The sequence below is a fragment of the Pseudarthrobacter sp. HLT1-3 genome (assembly GCF_059383535.1).
In genome coordinates, this window is the sequence record NZ_JBWZCJ010000007.1 from 15,333 (window position 1) to 38,530 (window position 23,198).

General features: G+C 65.9%; 11 protein-coding genes. 3 read left to right on the forward strand and 8 right to left on the reverse strand.

The annotated features are described in order from the left end of the window. Window positions 1-107 precede the first annotated feature (107 nt). Window positions 108-4,169: a S8 family serine peptidase gene (locus tag AC50X9_RS07975; RefSeq protein ID WP_494892176.1), complete on the forward strand. Its 4,062-nt coding sequence runs from the start codon at window positions 108-110 to the stop codon at window positions 4,167-4,169. A 111-nt stretch (window positions 4,170-4,280) separates the two neighbouring features. Here AC50X9_RS07975 and AC50X9_RS07980 read toward each other — a convergent pair whose 3' ends face one another. From AC50X9_RS07980 to glf, 5 genes are all read right to left on the reverse strand, one after another. Then, a complete protein-coding gene (locus AC50X9_RS07980) occupies window positions 4,281-6,329 on the reverse strand; it encodes an acyltransferase family protein (RefSeq protein ID WP_494892178.1) in 2,049 nt (682 codons plus the stop codon). Between the two features lie 146 nt (window positions 6,330-6,475). After that, the gene (locus AC50X9_RS07985; protein ID WP_476911478.1) at window positions 6,476-7,213 is read right to left on the reverse strand and encodes an ABC transporter ATP-binding protein; all 738 of its coding nucleotides are present in this window, start codon (window positions 7,211-7,213) and stop codon (window positions 6,476-6,478) included. A 1-nt stretch (window position 7,214) separates the two neighbouring features. Next, window positions 7,215-8,108 (reverse strand): ABC transporter permease, encoded by an 894-nt coding sequence (locus AC50X9_RS07990; RefSeq protein WP_476911477.1) that lies wholly within the window; start codon window positions 8,106-8,108, stop codon window positions 7,215-7,217. Further along, window positions 8,105-10,135, reverse strand: coding sequence for a glycosyltransferase (locus AC50X9_RS07995; RefSeq protein ID WP_494892181.1), 2,031 nt, complete (start codon window positions 10,133-10,135; stop codon window positions 8,105-8,107). Before AC50X9_RS07995 ends, AC50X9_RS07990 begins: the two co-directional genes overlap by 4 nt. Next, the gene (glf, locus tag AC50X9_RS08000) at window positions 10,132-11,319 is read right to left on the reverse strand and encodes a UDP-galactopyranose mutase (protein ID WP_494892183.1); all 1,188 of its coding nucleotides are present in this window, start codon (window positions 11,317-11,319) and stop codon (window positions 10,132-10,134) included. The genes AC50X9_RS07995 and glf overlap by 4 nt, the downstream gene beginning before the upstream one ends. Window positions 11,320-11,559: 240 nt before the next feature. Here glf and AC50X9_RS08005 point away from each other — a divergent pair, with 240 nt between their 5' ends. Next, entirely contained in the window at window positions 11,560-15,543 is a 3,984-nt protein-coding gene (locus tag AC50X9_RS08005) for a type VII secretion EssC family protein (protein WP_494892185.1), read from the forward strand. 112 nt (window positions 15,544-15,655) lie between these two features. On the opposite strand, the gene AC50X9_RS08010 is transcribed toward AC50X9_RS08005, so the two are convergent. Beyond that, a complete protein-coding gene (locus tag AC50X9_RS08010; RefSeq protein ID WP_494892187.1) occupies window positions 15,656-16,138 on the reverse strand; it encodes a hypothetical protein in 483 nt (160 codons plus the stop codon). Between the two features lie 240 nt (window positions 16,139-16,378). On the opposite strand from AC50X9_RS08010, the gene AC50X9_RS08015 reads away from it, so the two are divergent. After that, entirely contained in the window at window positions 16,379-16,627 is a 249-nt protein-coding gene (locus AC50X9_RS08015; RefSeq protein ID WP_003804966.1) for a WhiB family transcriptional regulator, read from the forward strand. A 156-nt stretch (window positions 16,628-16,783) separates the two neighbouring features. On the opposite strand, the gene AC50X9_RS08020 is transcribed toward AC50X9_RS08015, so the two are convergent. Together AC50X9_RS08020 and AC50X9_RS08025 are read right to left on the reverse strand one after the other, a co-directional pair. Next, entirely contained in the window at window positions 16,784-18,253 is a 1,470-nt protein-coding gene (locus AC50X9_RS08020; protein ID WP_494892191.1) for a sensor histidine kinase, read from the reverse strand. Window positions 18,254-18,289: 36 nt separating this feature from the next. Beyond that, the gene (locus AC50X9_RS08025) at window positions 18,290-23,164 is read right to left on the reverse strand and encodes an NAD-glutamate dehydrogenase (protein WP_494892196.1); all 4,875 of its coding nucleotides are present in this window, start codon (window positions 23,162-23,164) and stop codon (window positions 18,290-18,292) included. Window positions 23,165-23,198 lie beyond the last annotated feature (34 nt).

Sequence of the window (23,198 nt, forward strand, 5' to 3'; positions counted from 1 at the left end):
AAGACTGAGGTCCCGGGCGCTCCGCCGCCCGGGACCATTTCCAGTCTTACGTCGCGGAAAGCCTCATATGCGGCTGGCCCCCCGCATATCCGACTGGAAGATTTCTCATGCCATTTCGCCCCGCCTCCACGAGGAATTTCCTTTTTACAGCCGCCCTCTGCACGCTGACGACGCTGGGCACCGGGACGGCGATCGCGGTTCCCGCCGTCCAGTCCGGTCCCTCAATAGTTACCCCGCCGGCGCCTTCGGCGACGGCGGAGGCACCTGCCACCCCGGCCGCCTCCGCCGCTTCGGTTCCGACTGCCACCGCAACTCCCTCCGGACCGGAGGCCTCCCAGCCCGCGTCCCCGCCGGCCGTTGCGGACCCTTCGACGGCGCCGCCCGCCCCAGCATCAACTGTGCCGCCCACAGCGCCCGCCCCGGCCCCGGCTGACGGCACAGCCCGCTACATTGTCCGGTACACGCCCGCGACAGACGTCGGGTCAAAAGCTGACAACCTGGAATCCCAAGGCATGGCGGTGGAGAAGACTTTCACCCATGCGCTCAAGGGAGCCGCCATCACCGCGACCCCCGAGGAGGCGGAGCAGCTCAAGCAAGCGCCCGGCGTCATGGCGGTCCAGCTCGACCAGCGTGTCAGCATCGCCCAGGACTCCGCGCCCTGGGGCCTCGACCGGACGGATCAGCGCGGCCTCCCGCTGAACACCTATTACCACCCGATCGGCACCGGCGCCGGCGTCAGGGCGTACGTCCTGGACACCGGAATCCGCTCTTCGCACGTCGAATTCCAAGGGCGCATCGCTCCAGGATTCAGCCCCTTGGAGGGAGGCGGCACCTGGGACTGCAGCGGGCACGGAACCCATGTCGCCGGCACGCTGGCCGGCACCCGCTACGGCCCCGCGAAGTCCGCCACCATTGTGCCGGTACGGGTACTCTACTGCGACGGTTCCGGCTACACCTCCGACGTCATCGCGGGCCTGGACTGGATCACCGCCGACCATATGGCCGGCCAACCAGCAGTGCTCAACATGAGCATGGCGGGCTTCCAGGACGCAGCCTTCGATGCTGCCGTCCAGGGCGCAATAAATGACGGCATCACCGTTGTCGCCGCGGCAGGGAACTACCGCCAGAACGCCTGCTCCGGATCGCCGGCCAGGGTCTCCGCCGTGCTGACCGTGGCCGCCACCGACAAAGGAGACAACCAGGCCTCATTCTCGAACTACGGCAGTTGCGTGGATCTCTACGCACCGGGCGTCAACATCACGTCTGCGGGCTTTTCCTCCGACAGCGTGGAGAGGATCGAGTCGGGTACGTCCATGGCCTCACCACACGTGGCCGGCGCTGCTGCCGTCCTCCTGTCACGGAACCCGTCGATGACGCCGGCACAGGTCAGCGCCGCCCTCATTAACGGAGCGACGGTCGGGATCGTCAAGGGGGCTACGCCCGGCACACCGAACCGCTTGCTGTTCCTGCCCTCCCCGTTGGCGCTCAAGGCGGCCGAACTGGACGGGCGCTTCGGAGCGCAGACTTCCGGTGAGACCTATGCCCTCAAGGACGGCGGTGGCTACCTTGGCTTTGAATTCGGCGCCATCCACTGGAGTCCCGGCACCGGCGCGCACAGCACCGCCGGCGCCATCCGGGCCCTGTGGGGCGCCCGGGGCTTCGAGAACGGCAGCCTCGGCTACCCCATCACGGACGCCCTGAACTACCCCAACAGCGGTGTCGCCCAAATCTTCCAGGGCGGCTCGGTCTATTGGACCGCCGACGGCGGTGCCCACACGACGGCGGGCGCCATCCGTGCGGCCTGGGGCGTCCATGGTTTCGAAAGCGGCAAGCTCGGCTACCCGATCACGGACGAACTGGACTACCCCAACGGCGGCAGGGCGCAGGGCTTCCAGGGCGGAGCCATCTACTGGACGAACGCGACCGGTGCCTACGCCACGTCCGGGGCGATCCGGGACGCCTGGGGCGCACTCGGCTTCGAAGCCGGCAAGCTCGGCTATCCCACCACGAACGAGCTCAGCTCCCCCGACGGCGGCCGCGCGCAGGTCTTCCAGGGTGGCTCCATCTACTGGACCGCCGCCACCGGCGCGCACGCCTCGTCCGGCCCGATCCGGGCAGCCTGGGCTGCTCAGGGCTACGAGAGCGGCAGGCTGGGCTATCCCACCACGGACGAAATGTCGACGGCCAACGGCGGCGTAGCCCAGGCCTTCCAAAACGGCTCCATCTATTGGACCGCCGACACCGGCGCGCGCGCCAGCTACGGCCCGATTCGGGCAGCCTGGGCCGCCCAGGGGTTTGAAGGCGGAAAACTCGGCTACCCCACCACAGACGTCCTCAGCTACCCCGGCGGCGGCCTTGCCCAGGTCTACCAGGGGGGCTCCATCTACTGGACAGCGGCCACGGGTGCCCACGCCACGTCCGGGCCCATCCGTACGGCCTGGGCTGCCCAGGGCTTCGAAGGCGGCCAGCTCGGCTACCCCACCGCGGGCGAAACGCCGACGGTCAACGGAGGAACCGTCCAGACCTTCCAGGGCGGTGCTATCTATTGGACGGCGACCACCGGCGCCCACGCCACGTCCGGGGCGATCCGTGCAGCGTGGGCAGCGCAGGGCTTCGAAGGCGGCAAGCTCGGCTACCCCACCGCGGGCGAAGCGCCGACAGCCAACGGGGGTACCGTCCAGACCTTCCAGGGCGGCGCCATCTACTGGACCGCAGCCACGGGCGCCCATGCCAGCGCCGACCCTATCCGGGCAGCGTGGGCAGCTCTGGGCTACGAAGGCGGCTTGCTGGGTTTCCCCACCACGGACGAGCTCAGCTACCCTAACGGCGGGGTCGCGCAGGCCTACCAGGGCGGCGCCATCTACTGGACCGCGGACACCGGCGCGCACGCCACATCCGGCCCCATCCGGGCGGCATATGCCGCGGAGGGCTTTGAGGGCGGCAAGCTTGGTTACCCCACGGGTGACCAAGGGCCGGCAGCGAACGGTGGAACGGTCCAGACGTTCCAGGGCGGCGCCATCTATTGGACCGCAGCCACCGGCGCCCGCACCAGCTCCGGCCCCATCCGCGCTGCCTGGGCCGCACTTGGTTTCGAAAGCGGCATACTCGGCTACCCTGTTTCAGGAGAGCTCAGCTACCCCAATGGCGGCCTGGCTCAGGCATACCAAGGCGGCGCCATCTACTGGACCGCGGCCACCGGCGCGCACGCCACGTCAGGCCCCATCCGCGCTGCCTGGGCCGCGCAAGGCTTTGAGGGCGGCAAACTTGGCTACCCCACAGGGGACCAGACTCCGGCAGCGAACGGCGGAACGGTCCAGACGTTCCAGGGCGGCGCCATCTACTGGACCGCGGCCACCGGCGCCCGCACCAGCTCCGGCCCCCTCCGGGAGGCCTGGGCTGCCTCGGGCTATGAAAGCGGCAAACTCGGCTACCCGGTGACGGACGAGCTCAGCTACCCCAACGGCGGAATCGCGCAGGCCTACCAGGGCGGCGCCATCTACTGGACCGCTGAGACGGGGGCGCACGCCACAACCGGTCCCATCCGTGCTGCCTGGGCCGCACAGGGATTCGAGGGTGGGAAGCTCGGCTATCCCACGACGGACGAAGTCGCCACTGCCAATGGCGGGAGAGCACAGGCGTTCCAGGGCGGTGCCATCCACTGGACGGCGGCCACCGGTGCCCGTGCGACTAGCGGTCCGATCCGTGCCGCGTGGGCCGCACTGGGTTTTGAGGGCGGCAAGCTCGGCTACCCCATCACGGACGAGCTGAGCTACCCCAACGGCGGCCGGGCCCAGGCTTTCCAAGGCGGTTCCATCTACTGGACCGCGGCCACCGGCGCCCACGCGTCCACCGGCCCGATCCGGGGCGCCTGGGCCGCGCTGGGCTTTGAGGGCGGCAAGCTCGGCTACCCCATCACGGACGAGCTGAGCTACCCCAACGGCGGCCGGGCACAGGCCTACCAGGGCGGTTCCATCTACTGGACCGAGGCCACGGGCGCCCATGCCACGTTCGGCCCGATCCGGGACGCCTGGGCGGCCCAGGGCTTCGAAAGCGGCAAACTGGGCTACCCCACCACCGATCAATACGCCACCGCCAACGGCGGCATTGCCCAGGGGTTCCAGGGCGGAACGATCTCCTGGACTTCCACTGGCGGTGCGGTCATCAAGTAAGGGCCGCCGAGTCTCTGGCGCCGGCGCGACCACCGGCGACGAAGCGGGCCGGTACAGCATCCTTTCGGATCTGTACCGGCCCGCTTCGGCGTTTTGCGCGTGGTCCCCGGCTCAGCCTTGCGCCAGGGTCTCCAAACGTGCGTCGATGTACGGCGCAAGCCGGATCGACAGCTGTTTGTTCAGGTGGTCCGGATCGAAGTAGATCGGAAGGCCGCCCACCGCGCCGTGGCAGTAGGACTCATCGCAGAAGAACTCCGACATGTCCAGCAGCCGGACCCGGTCCTCGCCGGCGGCCTGGGTGGCCTGCACTGCGGCCACGAGGGGATCGCTGGGAAGCGCGACCTCCCGCGGCGCCCGGCAGGCCTCCGGGTTGCCGGCACTGACTGCGATGCAGTTGACGTCCCGGACCTTGGCGTTGAGCGGCGGATCGGCGATCGCATAAACGGTCGCTCCCGATTGCGACCACCGCGACCAGTAACGGCTAAAGCCGTCCCTGTACTGCTCCAGCTGAGGCCTGCGGGTGCCGTCATTGATCTGCTCCCCCGCCGAGAAGGTCGAGGTGAAGACTTTTCCGGCTTTGTCCCGCTCCACGGCGTCCGCCACGTTCGCTGCCCAGATGGCACACCGCCGCACCTCCCTCGGGCCCGCGGAGCCTCCGTTGTAGCCAACATAGGGCGCGTCAGCCAGGGGGCAGCCGCCGCTATAGCTGAGGTTCAACTTCCAGTGTTTCTCCCGGGCGAGCTCAAAGATCGCGGCCTGCCACTGTTGGGCATGCGAGTCCCCGACGAGCCACACCGATTCGCTTTCAGGGTGACCGTCCGAGTAATCACAAACCGCCGGTCCGCCTGGTTGTTCCAGGTGGAGGGTGTCCTTCTGGTCCAGGCAATCCGCCGGCAGCCCCCAGTACTCGTTCTCAGGCCCCATGAAGGGGCTCCCGACCTGGCGGGCGAACGGATCGCCACATTCGGGCTTTCCCACAGCGAGCGGACCGAAACAGGGGCCGGCTGAATCTGTCCTGGCGATTTCCGCGGCGGCCGCAGACTTGGGCGCCACCTGCAAATGCAGGGTGAGCCCGGCGAGCAGGATGACCAGCATGCCCGCCGCGACGCCCGCCAGGACGCGCCGCGGGCGGGAGGCCAGCCGGGGCCGCAGGATCCAGGGGTCCTCGACCCACCGCTTCGTCAGCCACGCCAGAATGAGTGCGGCCACTGCCAGAACCGCCCTGCCGGCGGTGTCAAGGGTTGTGCCCAGCACGAACGGCGCGACGACGATCAACGGCCAGTGCCACAGGTACAGCGAGTATGAAATATTGCCCAGGAATTGCACGGGACGGACGGCAGTGAGCCGGTCGTGCCACAACCGGCCGCCGCCCATGCCCGCACGAATCACCAGGACGGTCCCGCACACCGGCAGCAAAGCGGTCCATCCGGGGAAGGGGGTCGCATGGTCGTAGGCCACCGCGGAAAGGAACACCATCCCAAACCCGAGTACAGCCAGGACGTTGCGGGCCAGCAGGGAAGGAATGGGCCGGGATACGCCCAGCGCCAGCAAGGCGCCAGCACCGAATTCCCAGACACGGACCGGCGTGTTGAAGTAGGCCGCGCTGGGGGAGACTGCGGTCAGATAGACGCTGAAGCCGAACGACGCAACAGTGGCCACCCACAGCCCCGCCAGCAGGACCCGACGCTTGTCCCAGTTCCGGCGCACCGCTAAAAGGTGGAGCCCGATGAGGGCAAGCGGCCACACCAGGTAAAACTGCTCCTCCACCGACAGCGACCAGTAGTGCTGCACCATGGTTGCCGAGGAGTTCATGGCCGAGTAGTCAACCGCTTTGGCCGCGAGGACCCAGTTCTCGACGTAGAAGGCACTGCCCACGATTTCCTGGGCGTTCGCGGTCCAGACGGTGTAGGGAAGCCAGAGCCAGGCGAAGGCAAGAGAAACGCCGAGCACTGTGAATGCCGCCGGGAGCAGGCGTCGCGCCCGCCGGGCGTAGAACTCTCCCAGCCGCACTCGACCGCGGGCGAACAGCTCTTTGCCCAGATGCGAGGTGATGAGAAATCCGGAGATCACGAAGAACACGTCGACGCCGACATAGCCGCCCGGCAGCCGGAACGGCCACAGGTGGTTGGCCACCACCAGGCTTACGGCAAGCGCGCGCAACGCCTGGATGTCGGTCCGGAACGGTTGCTTGGGGGCAGGTGCCGCCGCGGATTCCCCGCCACTGCGTGATTCGGTCTCCGTGGCCGCAGGGTGGCCCCCGCGCCGGTCACTGCTACGTACTGAAGTTATGTCGGTGGGCACCGGGGTCAGCGCGAGGTTTCAGTGCGCAGCCGTGCAACGGCCGCCTGAATGGGGCCGTCGAAAACCACGTTGCCGTGCTGCAGGACGACACCACGATCGCAGATGCGGGATACCAATTCGAGGTCGTGACTGACGACGACGAGGGTCTTCCCCGCTGCGGAAAGCTCCTTGATTTTGTCAAGGCATTTGCGCTGGAAGGGTTCGTCGCCGACAGCGAGGATCTCGTCGACCAGGAACACCTCGGGATCTGTGTGTACTGCCACCGAGAATGCGAGTCGGAGGTACATCCCGGATGAATAGAACCGGACTTCGGTGTCGATGAATTCGCCGATCTCCGCGAATTCGACGATCGAGTCGAACTGTTCGTTGATCTGTGCCTCTGTCATGCCCAGGATTGCGCCGTTGAGATAGACGTTGTCCCGGCCGGAGAGATCATGATGAAAACCCGCGCCGACTTCGATAAGCCCGGCAACCTTGCCCCGGGTCCGCACCGTGCCGGTATCGGGCAGCATCACCCCGGAAATGTGCTTAAGCAGTGTGGACTTGCCCGAGCCATTGAGTCCCAGCAGGGCCACGGTCTCCCCCTGCTGCACTTCAAGATCCACATCGCGGAGGGCATGGAACTTCTTGGAAAGGTCGCCCTTGCGTCCCTTGACCAGCCACACGATCGTCTCTTTGAGAGACCGGGTGTGCCGCAGGACAAACTGCTTGTTTACGTTTCTTACTTCGATTGCCACCGGCATCCTACAGCTCCTGCGCGAAACGGCCCTCGAGCCTACGGAACGTCCACTGACCCAAAAGAAGGAGAAGGAACGAAACTACAATCCCTACCGGAATCCACAGCGACAGCAAATTGGGCGGCATAGGGGCGCTGCCGTCGGTTGTGGGCAACCAGAAGGCATAGTGAAAGGTCTCAACGGCAATTGTTATCGGGTTGGACTGATAAACCGTGAACCAGCCTTCTCCGAGTTTGTCCTTCACCATCGTCCACGAGTAAAGAACGGGTGAAGCCCAGGTGGCGACCATCAGCAGCATGTCCACGATGTTCTCAAAGTCGCGGAAATACACGTTGGCCGAGCCGAACAACAGTCCCAGGCCCGTGGCGAGCATGGCAATGATGATAAACCCTGCCACGGCGGCTGCGAGCTGGAGTGCCGACGGCTGCCACCCCGCGACGAAGCAGGCAACAAGCAGGACCGCCAACTGCGGGACGAAATGCACCCCCGACACCCACACCGATGCGACCGGGAAGAGCTCCCGGGGCAAATAGATCTTCTTGATCAACCCGCCGTTTCCGACGATGGACCGGGAAGCATTACTCAGAGCCTCGGTAAAGAAGTTGATCAGCACAATGCCCGAAAACAAGTAGATTGCGTAGTTTTCGAGGCCGTCGGGATTGCCAGGACTTTTCTGGAGTCCAAGGAACACGCCGAGGGCAATGTAGAACACAACAAACTGCACACCGGGCTTTACGTAGGACCACAGGAGGCCCAGCACGGAACCGCGGTAACGGATTTGCAGCTCTTTGCGCACCAGCAACTTGAGCAGGAAGCGCTGTCTAAATACATCGGCGAGTCCGCCGCCCACGCCCGGGCGGACGAGGGCGTCGGACCCGCCATGGGTACTGGCTGAGGTCACTTCTGCTCCGGGGTCTTGTCAGCCGGCTTGTCCGTCATCGCTTCAAAGGTCTGCTTCCAAGCCTGCGGAGAGGTGAACTCCGGCAGCGCATCGGCGTAGACCTTGGACAGCTTGTCCCAGTCACGCAGGAGCTGCTGGTGCAGCTTGACGCTGCGAGCCATCATGGTCCGGAACTGCTCAGGCTGGCGCTTGTACCAGGATGCGCCGGACCCGTCCGCCGAGGACACAATCGCAGAATCCAACTGCGACAGGCGCCACCACCTGGCGTCCATTGCCGGCACCAGTGCCTCGGGGTGCTCCAAGGCGCCCGGGCGAACGCCAGAAACCTGGCGGATGCCGGCCGTCGCGGCTGTGGCCAAGGCGCCCAGGATCGACGTCGGCGCTTTGGGCTTCTTCCCCCTGCGGGGCGGTTTCACCCGCCTCACCTGTGGGAAGCCGGAGACTTCCTTGGTGATCGTGGCGTCGTCGAAGTCCGCACGGCGGGCACGGATTTCGGGCAACTTCGTCTTGATCGTCTCGTGCAGGTGGGACGGTCCCTTAAGTAAATCCTCAAGGGCATCCAGGCGGAGCTCCACCGCCGAATACTGCATCGAGAGCAGGTGTTTTACGTCCACCATGAAACTCATGCGCGGCAGCAGCCCCCCCTTTTTGTAGGGCGAGTAAACGAGCGCTGCGAGCCACCGGTTCCGCTGATGGAAGTACGCCTGCCAGTCAATAGTGTCGTCTTTCTCCGTCCAGGGCATGTGCCAAACCGCTGCCCCGGGCAGAGTGACTGTCTGATAGCCATGCCGCCGGGCCCGGATTCCGTATTCCGCATCATCCCATTTGATGAACACCGGAAGCGCCAGACCTATTTCTCGCACAATACTTGTGGGAACCAGGCACATCCACCAGCCATTGAAGTCGACGTCGATCCGACGGTGCATCCACGGGGTGGTGCGCAGGTTGCTCGCAGAGAAGTCGTGCGCTTCCTTGGTGCTTTCTACGGCGCCCCAGAAGAACTTGTATTCATTAATTTCCTCGCCGAAGGTGTGCATGACGGAACGCTCATAGAGGTTGAACATGTGTCCGCCGACGATCGTCGGGTTCCGGGTGAAGTCGGCGAAGTTGATTGCGCGCAGCACGCCCTCGGTTTCGATAATGACGTCGTCGTCCAGGAGCAGCACGTACTTGCTGCGGCCCTCCTCGACGGTTTCGTGCATGCCACGGGCAAATCCACCCGAGCCGCCGAGATTGCCCTGTTCAATCAGCGCGAACTTACCGCCAAGCCGCGCCGCCGCCTCCGTATAGCCGTCCTGGTCGCGCACCTTCTGTGTTCCCTGGTCGGTGATCAGCAGCCGGTCCAGGACCTCAAGGAGTTCGGGCGAGTCCGCGAAGGTGGACAGGTGCTTGACGCAGTAGTCGGGCCGGTTGAACGTAGTCACGGCCACCGTGGCCGTTCCTGGCACGAAGCCTTCGGGCTTGCGCACCGACCATTCTGCGCCGAGGAGCTTGACTTGGTTGGACGCTGCCACAAGGTCGAACCAGTACCATCCGCCGTCGCCGAAGTTGGCCAGCGGCAGCACGACGTCGGCCGGTGATCCGGCGTCGACACTAATGCTCTCAACCCTGTTAGACGTGCCCCGTGCGGTGGACCGGGAGATCACGACAGTCGCCGGCGCGTCCACTTCAACAGTCAGCCGGACGCCGGATACGTCCGTGTGGGCCCGCCAGTAGCTGGCCGGGAAAGCGTTGAAGTAGGTACCGAAGGAGACGCGGCGGAAGGCTGGCAGGTGCAGCTGCCGGCGGTTCTCGATGAAGTCCGAGCGCACTTTGGCGCCGGCCGAGGACACGGCCGTTACGCCAGCGCCAGATTTGGAGTTCTGGGTATCCTCGGACACCACCCGCTGCGCGGCATTGAAGTCCAGGTACAGGGGGAGGGTGTCCGTATCACCGTCGGTCGGAAAGACAACCCGGTGGACCGTCTGCCACTCGTCACTCACGCGGGCCACTGTTCCTTGGGTCAAGACTTCGGTTGAAACGCTCATGCGTCCACTCCTCCGCTTTCAATCTTTGCGCCGCCCTCAAAATGTGGGCGGATCTGGTTGTCGAACATCGTCAGGGCGGATCCGATGGCCATGTGCATATCTAAGTACTTGTAGGTGCCGAGCCGTCCGCCGAACAGGACGTCTTTCTCGGCCGCCGCCAGGTCGCGGTATTTCAGCAGGCGTTCGCGGTCCGCTGCGGTGTTGATCGGGTAGTAGGGCTCGTCGCCCTTCTCCGCGGCGCGGGAGAACTCGCGCATGATGACGGTCTTTTCCGTCTGGTAGTCGCGCTCGGGGTGGAAATGGCGCGGCTCAATGATGCGGGTGTAGGCAACATCGGCGTCGTTGTAGTTCACCACCGACGTTCCCTGAAAGTCCCCGACGTCGAGAACTTCTTCCTCGAAGTCGATGGTGCGCCAGGAGAGGTCTCCCTCGGAGGAGTCGAAGTACTTGTCGACGGGCCCGGTGTAGATGACCGGGATGTTGCCGACGACCTTGTTCTTGCTGTACTCGTGCGACTCGTCGAAGAAATCGGTGTTGAGCTTGACCTCGATGTTCGGGTGCTCCGCCATCTTCTCGATCCACGCGGTATAACCGTTTGTCGGCAGTCCCTCGTACTTGTCGTTGAAGTAACGGTTGTCGTAGTTGTAGCGGACCGGAAGGCGCGAAATGATGCCCGCGGGCAGGTCTTTGGGGTCAGTCTGCCACTGCTTGCCGGTGTAGTGCTTGATGAATGCCTCGTACAGCGGACGGCCGATGAGCTGGATGCCCTTGTCGTTCAGGTTCTGCGGATCGGTACCGGCCAGTTCCCCGGCCTGTTCCTTGATCAGTTCCTGGGCCTGGCCAGGGGTCAGGTTGGCTCGGAAGAACTGGTTAATCGTGGCCAGGTTGATCGGAAGGGAGTAGACCTCGCCTTTGTGAACGCCGTATACCTTGTGCACGTAGTTGGTGAACGTCGTAAAGCGGTTGACGTACTCCCAGACACGCTCGTTAGACGTATGGAAGAGGTGGGCTCCGTAACGGTGCACTTCAATGCCGGTCTGTTCCTCTTTTTCACTGTAGGCATTGCCGCCGATGTGGTGGCGGCGGTCGATGACGACGACCTTCAAGCCCAGCTCAGTGGCGGCCTGTTCTGCGATTGTCAGGCCAAAGAAGCCTGACCCTACGATGACGAGGTCAGCGGTCACAAAATCTCCTGGTTCGAATGTGGGCAGCGCAAGGTGGTGCATTGTCTGCTGGTCCAGCCTACCCGAGACATGGTGTGCACCGGCGAATCGAGACCCTGGCAGCGCCCTCGGCGGGCGGCGTACGCCGGTCGTTTCCCCGATTGATGTTGGCTGTCCACATAGGCCGAATCCCCCACTCCCGGTCGCCGCTCACGCGCCTAGCGTGAGATGCAAACGACGACGCGGAAAGGATCCCCCTCAATGATGCTGCACTGCACCCTGGTTCCGGCGCCGGGGTCCGCACTCTCGTCCGGGCCGGTGGAACTGTCCATCGAAGTGCCGGCAACCTGCCCCGGCGCGGAACTGGAGGCGGCAATCTCCCGGCGATACGGGACCGGGAAGCTGTCAGTGGACGGCGTGCGGGCGGCTGCTTTGAATGTTGGCGATGGTCCGCTCACGCACGGTGCCGTCCTGGTGGACGGCGTCGCACCGGCAGCCGCTATGGAAGCGGCGCCGCTCGCCCTGGTCGTGCACAGCGGGCCGGGCGCCGGCCTGGTCGTCCCGCTGCGGCGCGGGCGCTTCCGGATTGGCCGCAGCGGCACCGAGATCGTCATCCCGGATGCGGAGCTGTCGCGCGAACATGCGCGGCTGGAAGTGACTGATTCCGCCGTCATAATCTCCGATCTCGGGAGTGCCAACGGCGTGAGCATTGATGGAAGGAAGTTGCATTCGGCGGCTATCTCCACGGATTCCTCCATTCAGTGCGGCGCCTCGTTGATGTCCCTGGTGTTCACCGGGACGGTGGACCCCGGGATTCCGGCCACTGCGGGGGCCGACGTCTCGGCGCCGTTGGTGGTCAGCAATCCCACGGCGCACAGCAACAAGGCGGCCCTGCTGCTGGCTGCGGGTCTGCCGCTGGCCATTGGAGTCGGCCTGGCCCTCCTGACGGGCATGTGGATCTTCCTGGCCTTCACCATCGTCTCAGCGGTTTCGGTTCTGGTGCCCGTCGTTGCCGGCAGAAGGCAGCGCCGCGAACTGTCCGCCGCCGTCGCAGCTGCAGCGCGCGAGGACAAGGAACGACGACGGCGGGGCGCGCCATCCGCTGGCGATATATCCCTATGCTGTGCGGTGACGGGGGCCGACCCGGTCAAAGCTACTGCCGCCACGGGCACCGTGTGGCTACGGCTGGGACAAGCACGGCAGGACGCAAATGTCCGGCTGGAACCGTCGGAGTCCGGATTCCGGCCACCGCCGCTCGGGATGATGCCGGTGACCCTTGACCCCGCGACGGCTGTGACGACTCTTCGGGGGCCGGAACCCGCCGTCGCCGGGCTGGTCAGATCCATCGTGCTTCAGCTTGCCTGCTACCCCGCGGCCCGGCGGACCCGGATCGTTCTTCACGGTCCAACCCCAACACTTCTTGCCGCCCGCTTCCTGGCAGCTGCGACCCTCTCCGCGCAGGAGGCTGCGACCCTGGAAACGTTGTCCGCCGGCTTTGGTCCGGACTACGAGCGGGGCGTGCTGATCATCGTCAAGCCCCAGGGAGCCGCTGCCCTGCGCGCCGCGGCGGTCAGCCTGGGCTGGCAGGTCCTCGACTGCTCCGGCGATCCGGCTCCGGCCACCGGCGCGGCCATCGTCCTCATGGAGCGCTCCGCTCTGCTTTCATCTGCCCGCGCCCCGCTGGAATTCACTCCGGATCTGCTTCCGTCCGGAATCTTTGACCGCAACTGCCGCCGGCCTTGGGCAAGAGCGCACGCCGCAGCTCCCGTCGCCGGCCTCCCAGAGGCCCGTTCCCTTGGCGAGCTGCTTCCGCTCTCGGCAGCCGACATCGCCACGCGGTGGGCCGTGTCGGCAAGCACTCCGGGCTTACGCGTCCCGATCGGCGTCGCAATTTCAGGCATTGTGCGGCTGGATCTCCTGGCGGACGGTCCGCATTTCCTGGTGGCGGGCACCACCGGATCCGGCAAATCAGAATTCCTCCGGACCCTGGCCGCAGCGCTGGCCGCCGCGCACCCACCTCACCGGGTCAATCTGCTGTTCATCGATTTCAAGGGCGGCTCCGGCCTGCGTCCGCTGGCCGGTCTCGCACACTGCGTGGGGCTCCTCACGGATCTGGACGACAACGAGGTGGCGCGCACCCTGGTCTCGCTCGCGGCTGAGGTACGCCGCCGGGAAGAGCTCCTCGCCACGTACGACGCGGCCGATCTCACCGCCTACGAGATCCTTGCTCCGGCCGGCCCGCCGCTGCCCCATCTGGTTCTCATCATTGACGAATTCAGGATGCTCGTCGACGAAGCTCCCGACGCACTGGCTGAGCTCATGCGGATTGCTGCGATCGGACGCTCTCTCGGGATACACCTGATCATGGCAACCCAGCGGCCCCAGGGCGCAGTGTCCGCGGACATCCGCGCCAACGTGACCAGCTGCGTCGCCTTGAGGGTCCAGTCCGAGCTGGAATCGTTCGACATCATCAACTCGAAGCTGGCGGCGGCCATCCCTATTACGAGTCCGGGCCGGGCCTACCTTATGCGGGGACACGAAGCTCCGGAACAGTTTCAGACGGCAGCACTGGCGTCAGCGGGCGAGCCGGTGGTCCGCTGCCCAACCGTCATGGAGGCGATGGAATTCCTCTACCGCCCGTCAGCTGGAGAGTCCCCCGGTCTGGCGGGCGGCCCCGCCCCGCTACCTTCCCGGGCGGCCGCCGAACTGGAGGAAGCAGTAGCGGCGGCGTGGGCTGCGACCGGCGGAGCCACACCGCGCCGTCCCGTCGCGGAGACGCTCCCCAAACAGTTACTTTTCCCACCGGACGGGAGCCTCGGCCGCATCAGGCTGGGGCTGCTGGATATCCCCGAAGAACAGCGCGTCTCCGAAGTCGGCTGGCATCCCGGCAGCCACGGCCATTTGGCGCTGGTCGCCGGGAATAGCGGCGGCACGGATGCCGTCCTTGGACTCATCGTGAATCAACTCCTCGGCTGCCCAGACGAACCACATCTCTACCTCCTTGATGCCGGCGGTACATTCAGCGCAGTGACATCCCCGCGGGTCGGCGCGGTGGTGGAACTGCACGAACTCCGCCGGGCGGTTCGCGTGCTGGAGCGTGTCTCCGAAGAAATGACAACGAGACTGGGTACCGCTTCCACGCCCGGCGCCCCTGCTCTCGTGCTGGCGCTGTGCGGCTGGGGATCCTGGGTTTCGGCGTTTCGGGCGGGGCCTCTGGCATGGGCCGAAGATCTGGTCCAGGACATCGTGCGGGACGGCGCACGGGCGGGGATCACCGTCCTGGTGTCCGGCGAACGCGAGCTCGTGACCTCGCGGTTCTTCGCTGCCATTCCCAACCGGATCTTCCTGCCTGCCGGCTCGACCGAAGAGGTACGTTTGGCGTGGCCTCGGATGCCCGTCACCGAATCGGTCGCCGGCCGGGCCGTGGTGTTTGGGCCGATATCGGACGCTGCCGCGTCCTCCGGGCACGTCGGACAGCTCTTTGAGCCTCGCGCCCCCGCTACCCGGGGCGCGGCCACCCTGCCCGTGCGGACCCGGCCGTTCCGAGTCGAGCCCCTTCCCGGACTGGTGACGGTCGCGGAAGTCCTGGCTCGGGCCGGACCAAATGCCGCAATCCGTGCCGCAGCACCATCGGCTGGCGCCGGGGCCCCGGAAGCATGGACCTCTCCTCCCCTCCCGGGACACCTGTGCGTCGGGGTCGGCGGCGACGAGCTCCTTCCGGCGGGCGTGCCGCTGCCTCCCGGCGCCGTCCTGTCCGTCCTCGGCGGCCCCGGCGCCGGGAAGACGTCGCTGCTGTTGGCCCTCCCTGGTCTCAATTCGGCCGTCAGCTGCCTTCGGGCGCCAGCCGATCCTGAACGGTACTGGATCAGGACGCATGAGGCGGCTCGCTCCGGCGCGCTGGACCCGGCGGCACTTCTCCTGGTCGACGACCTCGACCTGCAGTCCCCCGAAACCAATGCGCGGCTGCTCCTGCTAAACAACATGGGCTGGCGGGTGGTCCTCACCGCCGGCTTCGGCCCGGGCATCCGGCAACGGGTCCCGGTGGCTCAGAACGGAGTCGGCCAGGGACGGGGCGTCCTCATCGGCCCCCGCGGGCTCATGGACGGAGAACTCTTCGGAGTCAGGTTCGAACTCGAACAAAACCCTCCGCCAGGCCGCGCCGTCGTGATTTCAGACGGGCGCGCCCGGGCGGTGCAGCTGGCCGTCGACCCCGCCGCGGGCAGCAGTAAAGGACTAGAACCGTAAGGAGCCGGCTACGGGACGGGCGGACCCGACGGCGGCGCGGGCCTGGGGCAGGGGAAGCCGACGGCGGCGCGGGCCCGGCGGGACGGCGTACATGGCGCCACGACGGGGCTGCCTACAGTGCGGGCGGTGCACCACCGACCCGGGAGGCGAACGCGATGACCCGCTTGTCAAACAGCAGGATGATGGCGAGAACCCCCGGCACCAGCATGGCCAGGCCTGCCAGCGGGTATCCGCCCGTCATGGTGGGAAAGCCGATGGTGAGTGTGAAGAGCTGCGCCACCAGCGCTGCCGCCCTCGGCCAGCGGTATCCCCGGAACAGGAAGAGGGACACGGCAACAAGCCAGGCGGAGAAGGCCAGCAGAAGCCCCAGGGTAAACACCGCGCCCCAGAAGGAGAGCACGGGGGCACCGGTGACGAGCTGGCTACCGTACCAGATTGCCGCCACCAGCAGGGCCGTCGCCTCCAGTGCCACGATGGCCGCTATCACCCGGATGCCCGCGGGCCGTCCTGACGGAGCCAGGGCCCCGGCGTTCCCTGCGGGGCCGGCGTCGCTGCTGCCGGCAGCTTTGGAGGAGTTTTCTGGGTCTCTTGACACACTGGCACAGTACCGGACATAGTCGTTCAGATGTGAGGGCGCCGCCAGCCAATGTGATGCATCGCTCACGATCCCAGGGCATTTTGCAGCCAATTACCCCTTGTTTACGCAGCGTTAACATGACACGCTTAATCCAGATGACCGAGGGGGCCCCAGAGGGCCCCTTTCTTATGAAGCCTCTAGTGAATAATTTCACAAAGGCATTTAACGAGTGCCCAAGAAATGGAGTGACTGATCAGCATGGATTGGCGTAACCGCGCAGCGTGCCTTGACAAGGACCCGGAGCTGTTCTTCCCCGTAGGAAACACCGGCCCTGCCCTCCTGCAGATCGAGGAAGCCAAAAGTGTATGCCGACGATGCCCCGTCGTCGACACCTGCCTGCAGTGGGCACTCGAATCCGGCCAGGACGCCGGCGTCTGGGGCGGCATGAGCGAGGACGAGCGCCGCGCCCTGAAGCGCCGCGCTGCCCGCGCCCGCCGCGCCTCCTGACGCCGGGTTTGTGACGCCGGGAAAGCCGGCGATCCGCGTCATCCAAAACAGCAATGGCCGCAGACCTCGGTCTGTGGCCATTGCTCGTTAACCGCCGAGGCCAGCAGGGCCGGTGGCAATGTGGCCAAAGGAATCCGGCCGCAAGACCCGCCCCTGCTACCGCGGTGCGAGGCTCAACACGATCTGGACAGCGGTTCCGCCGCCCTCCCGGGCCCTCCACTGAATGCTGCCGCCCAGTTCACTCGTCACCAGCGTGCGCACGATCTGCAGCCCGAGTCCCTCCACGTAGGGCGTCGCCGGGATGCCGACGCCGTCGTCCTCCACCGTCACGGTGAGCAGCTCGTCGCCGTCCTCGCTTTCGGAGCGGTCCGCGATCAGCCAGACGGTGCCGGTCCGGCCCTCCAGACCATGCTCGACGGCGTTCGCCACCAGTTCGTTGATCACCAGGGCCAGCGGGGTGGCAAAGTCGCTCGGCAGTTCGCCGAAGAGTCCGGAGCGCGCCGTCTTCACCTGCTGCGACGGGGAAGCCACCTCGGCGGAGAGCCGGAACTGGCGGCCGATGAGCTCATCGAAGTCGACGCTCTGGGTCAGGCCCTGCGACAACGTCTCGTGCACGAGGGCAATGGTGGCCACCCGCCGCATCGCCTGCTCGAGCCCCTGCTTGCCCTCGTCGCTGACCATGCGCCGCGACTGCATCCGCAACAGGGCGGCCACGGTCTGCAGGTTGTTCTTGACCCGGTGGTGGATCTCCCGGATCGTGGCGTCCTTGGTAACGAGCTCCATCTCCCGTCGCCGCAGCTCCGAGACATCCCGGCAAAGGACCAGGGCGCCAAAGCGCTGCTGTTCGTCGCGCAGCGGAATCGCCCGCAGCGACAGGCTGACACCGCGGGACTCAATTTCACTGCGCCACGGCATGCGACCGGTGACAACCAGCGGCAGCGTTTCGTCGACCAGCCGCCGGTCCTTCAGCAGCCCCGCGGTCACCTCGGCCAGGCTCCGGCCCTCCAGCGACTCGCCGTCGCCGAGCCGGCGGAACGCGGAGACGCCGTTGGGGCTCGCGTACTGGACGATGCCCTCGGCGTCGAGCCTGATCAGGCCGTCCCCCACACGGGGCGCGCCGCGGCGGGAACCGGTGGGCGAGGCGAAGTCCGGCCAGAGGCCCAGCGTCCCCATCCGCAACAGATCATAGGCGCACTGCCGGTAGGTCAGCTCCAGCCGCGAGGGCATACGCGAGCTGGACAGGTCCATGTGGGTCGTGACGATGGCCAGCGTCCGGCCGTTGCGGACCATCGGCACGGCCTCCACCCGGAGGGCCATGTCGCTGCTCCAGTTGGTCTCGTTGGACCGCTCGATGGTCCGGCTCTCCCACGCCTTGTCGACCAGCGGCTTCAGGTCGGACCGGATCCCCTCCCCCACGAAGTCGGAGTGGAACACCGTATGCGTAGTGGAGGGGCGGACGTGGGCCAGCGCCACATAACCGAACTCAGGATGCGGGAACCACAGCGCCAGGTCAGCGAACGCCAGATCCGCGACCATCTGCCAGTCACCGACGAGGAGGTGCAACCACTCGGCATCCCCCGGCCCGAAATCAGCATGCTCCCTGATAGGGTCCGTAAAGATTGCCACAGCACCTCCATTTGCGACGGCGGCAGCGTCAACTGCCTAGCGTCGAACGATTGACCTCAAGAGCCTCAATGCTACCGACAGCGAGGCCATGTCATCGGCTTCGAGGGCGTTCACCTCGTCAAACATGCTCTTCGCCCGGCCCAGCTGCTCAACATTCTGGCTCTCCCACGCGACGAGCCGCTCCTCCGCCGGCAGGTCCGAAGGCGTTGACTCCAGCACTGCCGTGGTCATATCCGAAACGGTCGAGTAAAGATCGTCACGGAGCGCTGCCCGGGCCAGGGCCTGCCAGCGATCCCGTCTGGGCAGCTTGGTGATGCGCTCCAGCAGGGAATCCGCATGGAAGCGGTTGAACACCGTGTAGTAGACATGGGCGATGTTCTCCACGGGTTCCGGGCTGACGTGGACGATCTTGGCGATGTCCAGCAGCACAAAACTCTCGAACAGTTCCGCCCAGCGGTGTGCCAGGTCCTCCGGAAGGTCCCAGCGGCGCGCCTTTTCGAGCCACTCGGCGACCCGGGCACGGTCGTCGCCGCGCAGGTAGTCCAGCAGGCGGGCCCGCATCGGATCCATCAGGGGCTTGAACTCGCCCACGATCTCGGCAATGGGTTGGGACGCGCTGCTCTGGCTCAGGACCCACCGCACGGCCCGGTCCAGGAGCCGCCGGATGTCCAGGTGGACTGCGCTCCAGTGCTCTGTCGGGAACGACGCCGGCAACTCATTGAGTTCCCCGATCATGATGTCCAGTTCGTAGACTTCCCGGAGCGCCACGAAGGCCTTGGCGACAGCGGCCTCGGTGGCCGAGGTCTCTTCCATGGCGCGGAACGCGAAGGTGATGCCGCCCATGTTGATCATGTCGTTCGCCACCACCGTCGCGATGATTTCGCGCCGCAGCGGATGGGTGTCGAGTTCGGCGTCGAACCGGTCCCGCAGCTGCTGCGGGAAGTAGGCCCGCAGGACTCCCCGGAACCAAGGGTCATCGGGCAGGTCGCTGTCCCGCAGTGCCGAGGCGAGCTCGATCTTGGCGTAGGCCGCCAGCACCGACAGTTCGGGCGAGGTCAGCCCCTGGCCCTGGTCCAGCCGCTCGCGCAGCGTCTCCGTGCTCGGAAGCGCCTCCAGATCGCGTTTCAGATCGGCGGACTTCTCCAGCCAGTCCATCAGGCGCTCATAGCTGGGGCTCCATTCGGCAACCCGCATCCGGTCGTTGAGCAGCAGGATGTTCTGGTCGATGTTGTCCTCCAGCACGAGCCGGCCGACTTCGTCAGTCATGGACGCCAGGAACTCCGAACGCTCTGCCGGATCCAGCTTCCCCGCGGCAACCATCCGGTCCACAAAGATCTTGATATTGACCTCGTGGTCGGAGCAGTCCACCCCGGCAGAGTTGTCGATCGCATCGGTGTTCAGGATGACGCCCTGAAGGGCAGCCTCAATGCGTCCCCGCTGTGTCATGCCCAGGTTTCCGCCTTCACCGATGACCTTCACGCGCAGGTCGCGGCCGTCGACGCGGATGGTGTCGTTGGCCTTGTCTCCGACCTCTGCGTGGGTTTCCGTGCTGGCCTTGACGTAGGTTCCGATTCCGCCGTTGTAGAGCAGGTCGGCCGGAGCGAGCAGGATCGCTCGCAGCAGTTCCGGCGGGCTGAGCTGCGTTGTGCCGTCGGGCAGTCCGAGCGCGGACCGGACCTGGTTTGAGACCGGGATGGACTTCGCCTGGCGGGCAAACACGCCGCCGCCTTCGCTGATCAGGGCCTTGTTGTAGTCGTCCCAGGAGGAACGCGGCAACTCGAAGAGCCGCTGGCGCTCGACGAAGGATACCGCCTCGTCCGGGGCGGGATCGAGGAAGATGTGCCGGTGGTCGAAGGCCGCAAGCAACCGGATGTGCTTTGACAGCAGCATGCCGTTGCCGAACACGTCACCTGACATGTCGCCGACGCCGACGACGGTGAACGGCTCGGACTGCGTGTCCAGATCCAGCTCGCTGAAGTGGCGCTTTACCGACTCCCAGGCACCGCGGGCGGTGATGCCCATGGCCTTGTGGTCATAGCCGACGGAGCCGCCGGAGGCGAAGGCATCGCCGAGCCAGAATCCGTATTCCGCGGCCAGGCCGTTGGCGATGTCGGAGAAGGAGGCCGTCCCCTTGTCGGCCGCTACTACGAGGTAGGAATCGTCGCCGTCGTGCCGTACGACGTCGGCCGGCGGCACCAGCTGCTCGCCCTCCTGCGTCGTGACGAGGTTGTCGGTGACGTCAAGGAGACCACGGATGAACGTCTTGTAACTTTCGACGCCCTCCGCCATCCACGCGGTGCGGTCCACCGCCGGGTCCGGCAGCTGCTTGGCGTAGAAACCACCCTTTGCGCCGGTCGGCACGATGACGGCGTTCTTGACCGTCTGGGCCTTGACCAGGCCAAGGATTTCGGTGCGGAAGTCCTCGCGCCGGTCGGACCAGCGCAGCCCGCCTCGGGCGACCTTGCCGAAGCGCAGGTGCACGCCCTCGACCCGGGGCGAGTAGACCCAGATCTCGAACATGGGCCTGGGGAACGGCAGTCCGTCAATGGCGGCCGGGTTCATTTTGAAGCTCAGGTGCGGTTTGTTCTGGTAATAGTTGGTCCGCAGCGTCGCCTGGATCAGGTTCTTGAAGGTACGCAGGACGCGGTCGGCGTCGAGGGTCGCGACCTGTTCGATCGCTGCGTCCAGTCCCCCGAGGACCCCTTCCTGCCGGCTCCGGCGTGCCTCCTCGCCGAGCGAGGGATCGAAGCGTGCCTCGAACAGGGCGCTCAGGCCCCGGATGACATCGGGGTTGGCCAGCAGCGTGTCGGCCAGGAAACCGTAGGAGTTGGTGTTGCCCATCTGCCGCATGTACTTGGCGTAGGCCCGCAGCACAACAACCTGGCGCCACTGCATCCCCTCACGCAGCACCAGCCGGTCGAAGCTGTCCGATTCCACCGCACCGGACACCGCAGCGCCGAAGGAATCCGCGAGCAGCTGCCCCGTCTTGACCGGGTCCACCCCTGCCGGGTACTTCAGGCCCAGGTCGTAGAGGAAGAAGTCACGCTGGTCCGCCGTCTCGATCTCGAACGGGCGTTCGTCCAGGACCTCGAGGCCCAGGTTATGGAAGTAGGGCAGGATCTGGCTCAGGCTCTTGGGCTCAAGCATGTAGAGCTTTACGCGGGCGTCCTCCTCGAGCGTGGCTCCGGCGCCGTCAGGGAGGTAGACGTGGACTCCGGGGTGTTCCTTGGCCCTCTCCCCGGCAGAAGCGGCCACGGCACCGTACTTCTCAAAGCGGGCGATGTCCTCCAGGGCATCCTCCACCTCGTAATCGACGCGGTAGCTTGCGGGGAAGGCCTCGGCCCACTCAGCGGCAAGTTCCTTGGCGCCGGCGTCCTTGATTCCACCGTTGCCATCGGCGCGGGCGCGCAGCACCTCGGCGATCCCCTCGCCCCAGGAGCGGGCGGCGCGGACCAGGCGCTTCTCGAGTTCGTCGCTGTTGACGTTGCTGACATCGGCGTTCTTCGGAAGCCTGATGCGGAAGAAAAGTCGGGCCAGGGCGGATTCGGTCATCCGCGCCTCGAAGTCGATGGAAACGGCATCAAAGGTCTCGCGGAGTTCTTCCTCGATGCGCAGGCGAACGTTCGTGGTGTACCGGTCGCGCGGAAGGTAGACGAGCGCTGACATAAAGCGCCCATAGATGTCCGGGCGGAGGAACAGCCGGGTCCGGCGCCGTTCCTGCAGCCGCTGGATACCGGTTGCAATGGCGGCCAGATCGGGTATTTCGATCTGGAACAGCTCGTCGCGGGGGTAGGTTTCGAGGATGCCGAGCAGGTCCTTGCCGGAGTGGGAATCGGGCGGGAAGCCGGCCTGGCTCAGCACCGCTGCTACTTTCTCGCGGACCACCGGGATCTCGCGCACGGAGCCGGCGTAGGCCGTGGTGGCGAAGAGCCCGATAAAGCGGCGCTCGCCGTTGACGTTGCCGGCCGCGTCGAAGCTCTTGACGCCGATGTAGTCCAGGTACGCGGAGCGGTGGACGGTGGATCGGGAGTTGGCCTTTGTGATGACGAGCGCGCGTTTTTCGCGTGCCTTCTTCCGGCCCGTCTCGGTGAGGTGCTGGATCTGGTGCGGGGTGTCGGCGCCGCCGCGCAGCAGCCCGAGCCCGCTCTCTTCCCGCGGTTCCAGGACATCCTCGCCGGATTCGTTCTTGAGTTCATATTCGCGGTAGCCCAGGAAGGTGAAGTTCCCGTCATCCATCCAGCGCAACAGCTCCTGGGCCTGGCGGAGTTCGGCGATCTGCGCGGCATCGGCCAGCGTGTCCAGGTCCTGCGAAATCTGGAGTGCCCGGTTCCGCATCTTCTGCCAGTCTTCGACCGCGGCACGCACATCGCCAAGCACCCGCCCGATGCCTTCCACCAGCGACGCGCGCTTGGCGTCGTCGACGCGGTCGATTTCGACGGCGATCCAGGATTCCATGTGGGAGGCGTTGTCACCCTGGGCGATCAGGTGCGAAAGGTTGGGCATCGCGGCGGTGTCCCCGCTGGAGATGCCCAGGTGTGAGGGAACCCGGGCGACCCTGACGAGTTCACCGCTCTCACGGTTGCGGGTCACCACGAACAGCGGATGCATCACCAGATGGATAGGGGCACTCTGCCGGACAAGTTCCGCGTTGACCGAGTCAACGAGGAAAGGCATGTCGTCGGTGACGATGTAGACCACGCTGCGGTCGGCCTCGTCTGATATGGCGATGTTGGCGACGCCGGGAAACCGTTCCGCCGCCGTCTCAAGGTGCGTCTGCGCCCGCGCTGCCAGCAACTCCGGAGGGTACGCCCGCTCGTCTTCTTCAGCGAGGTGCTCGTAATAGTCCTTCAGGTAGCCTTCTCCGGCACCGATCGAAACGGGTTGATCCTCCACGCTGGACCCAGACGACATCGACAAACGCCTCCATCAAAAAGTTTGCGGCCGC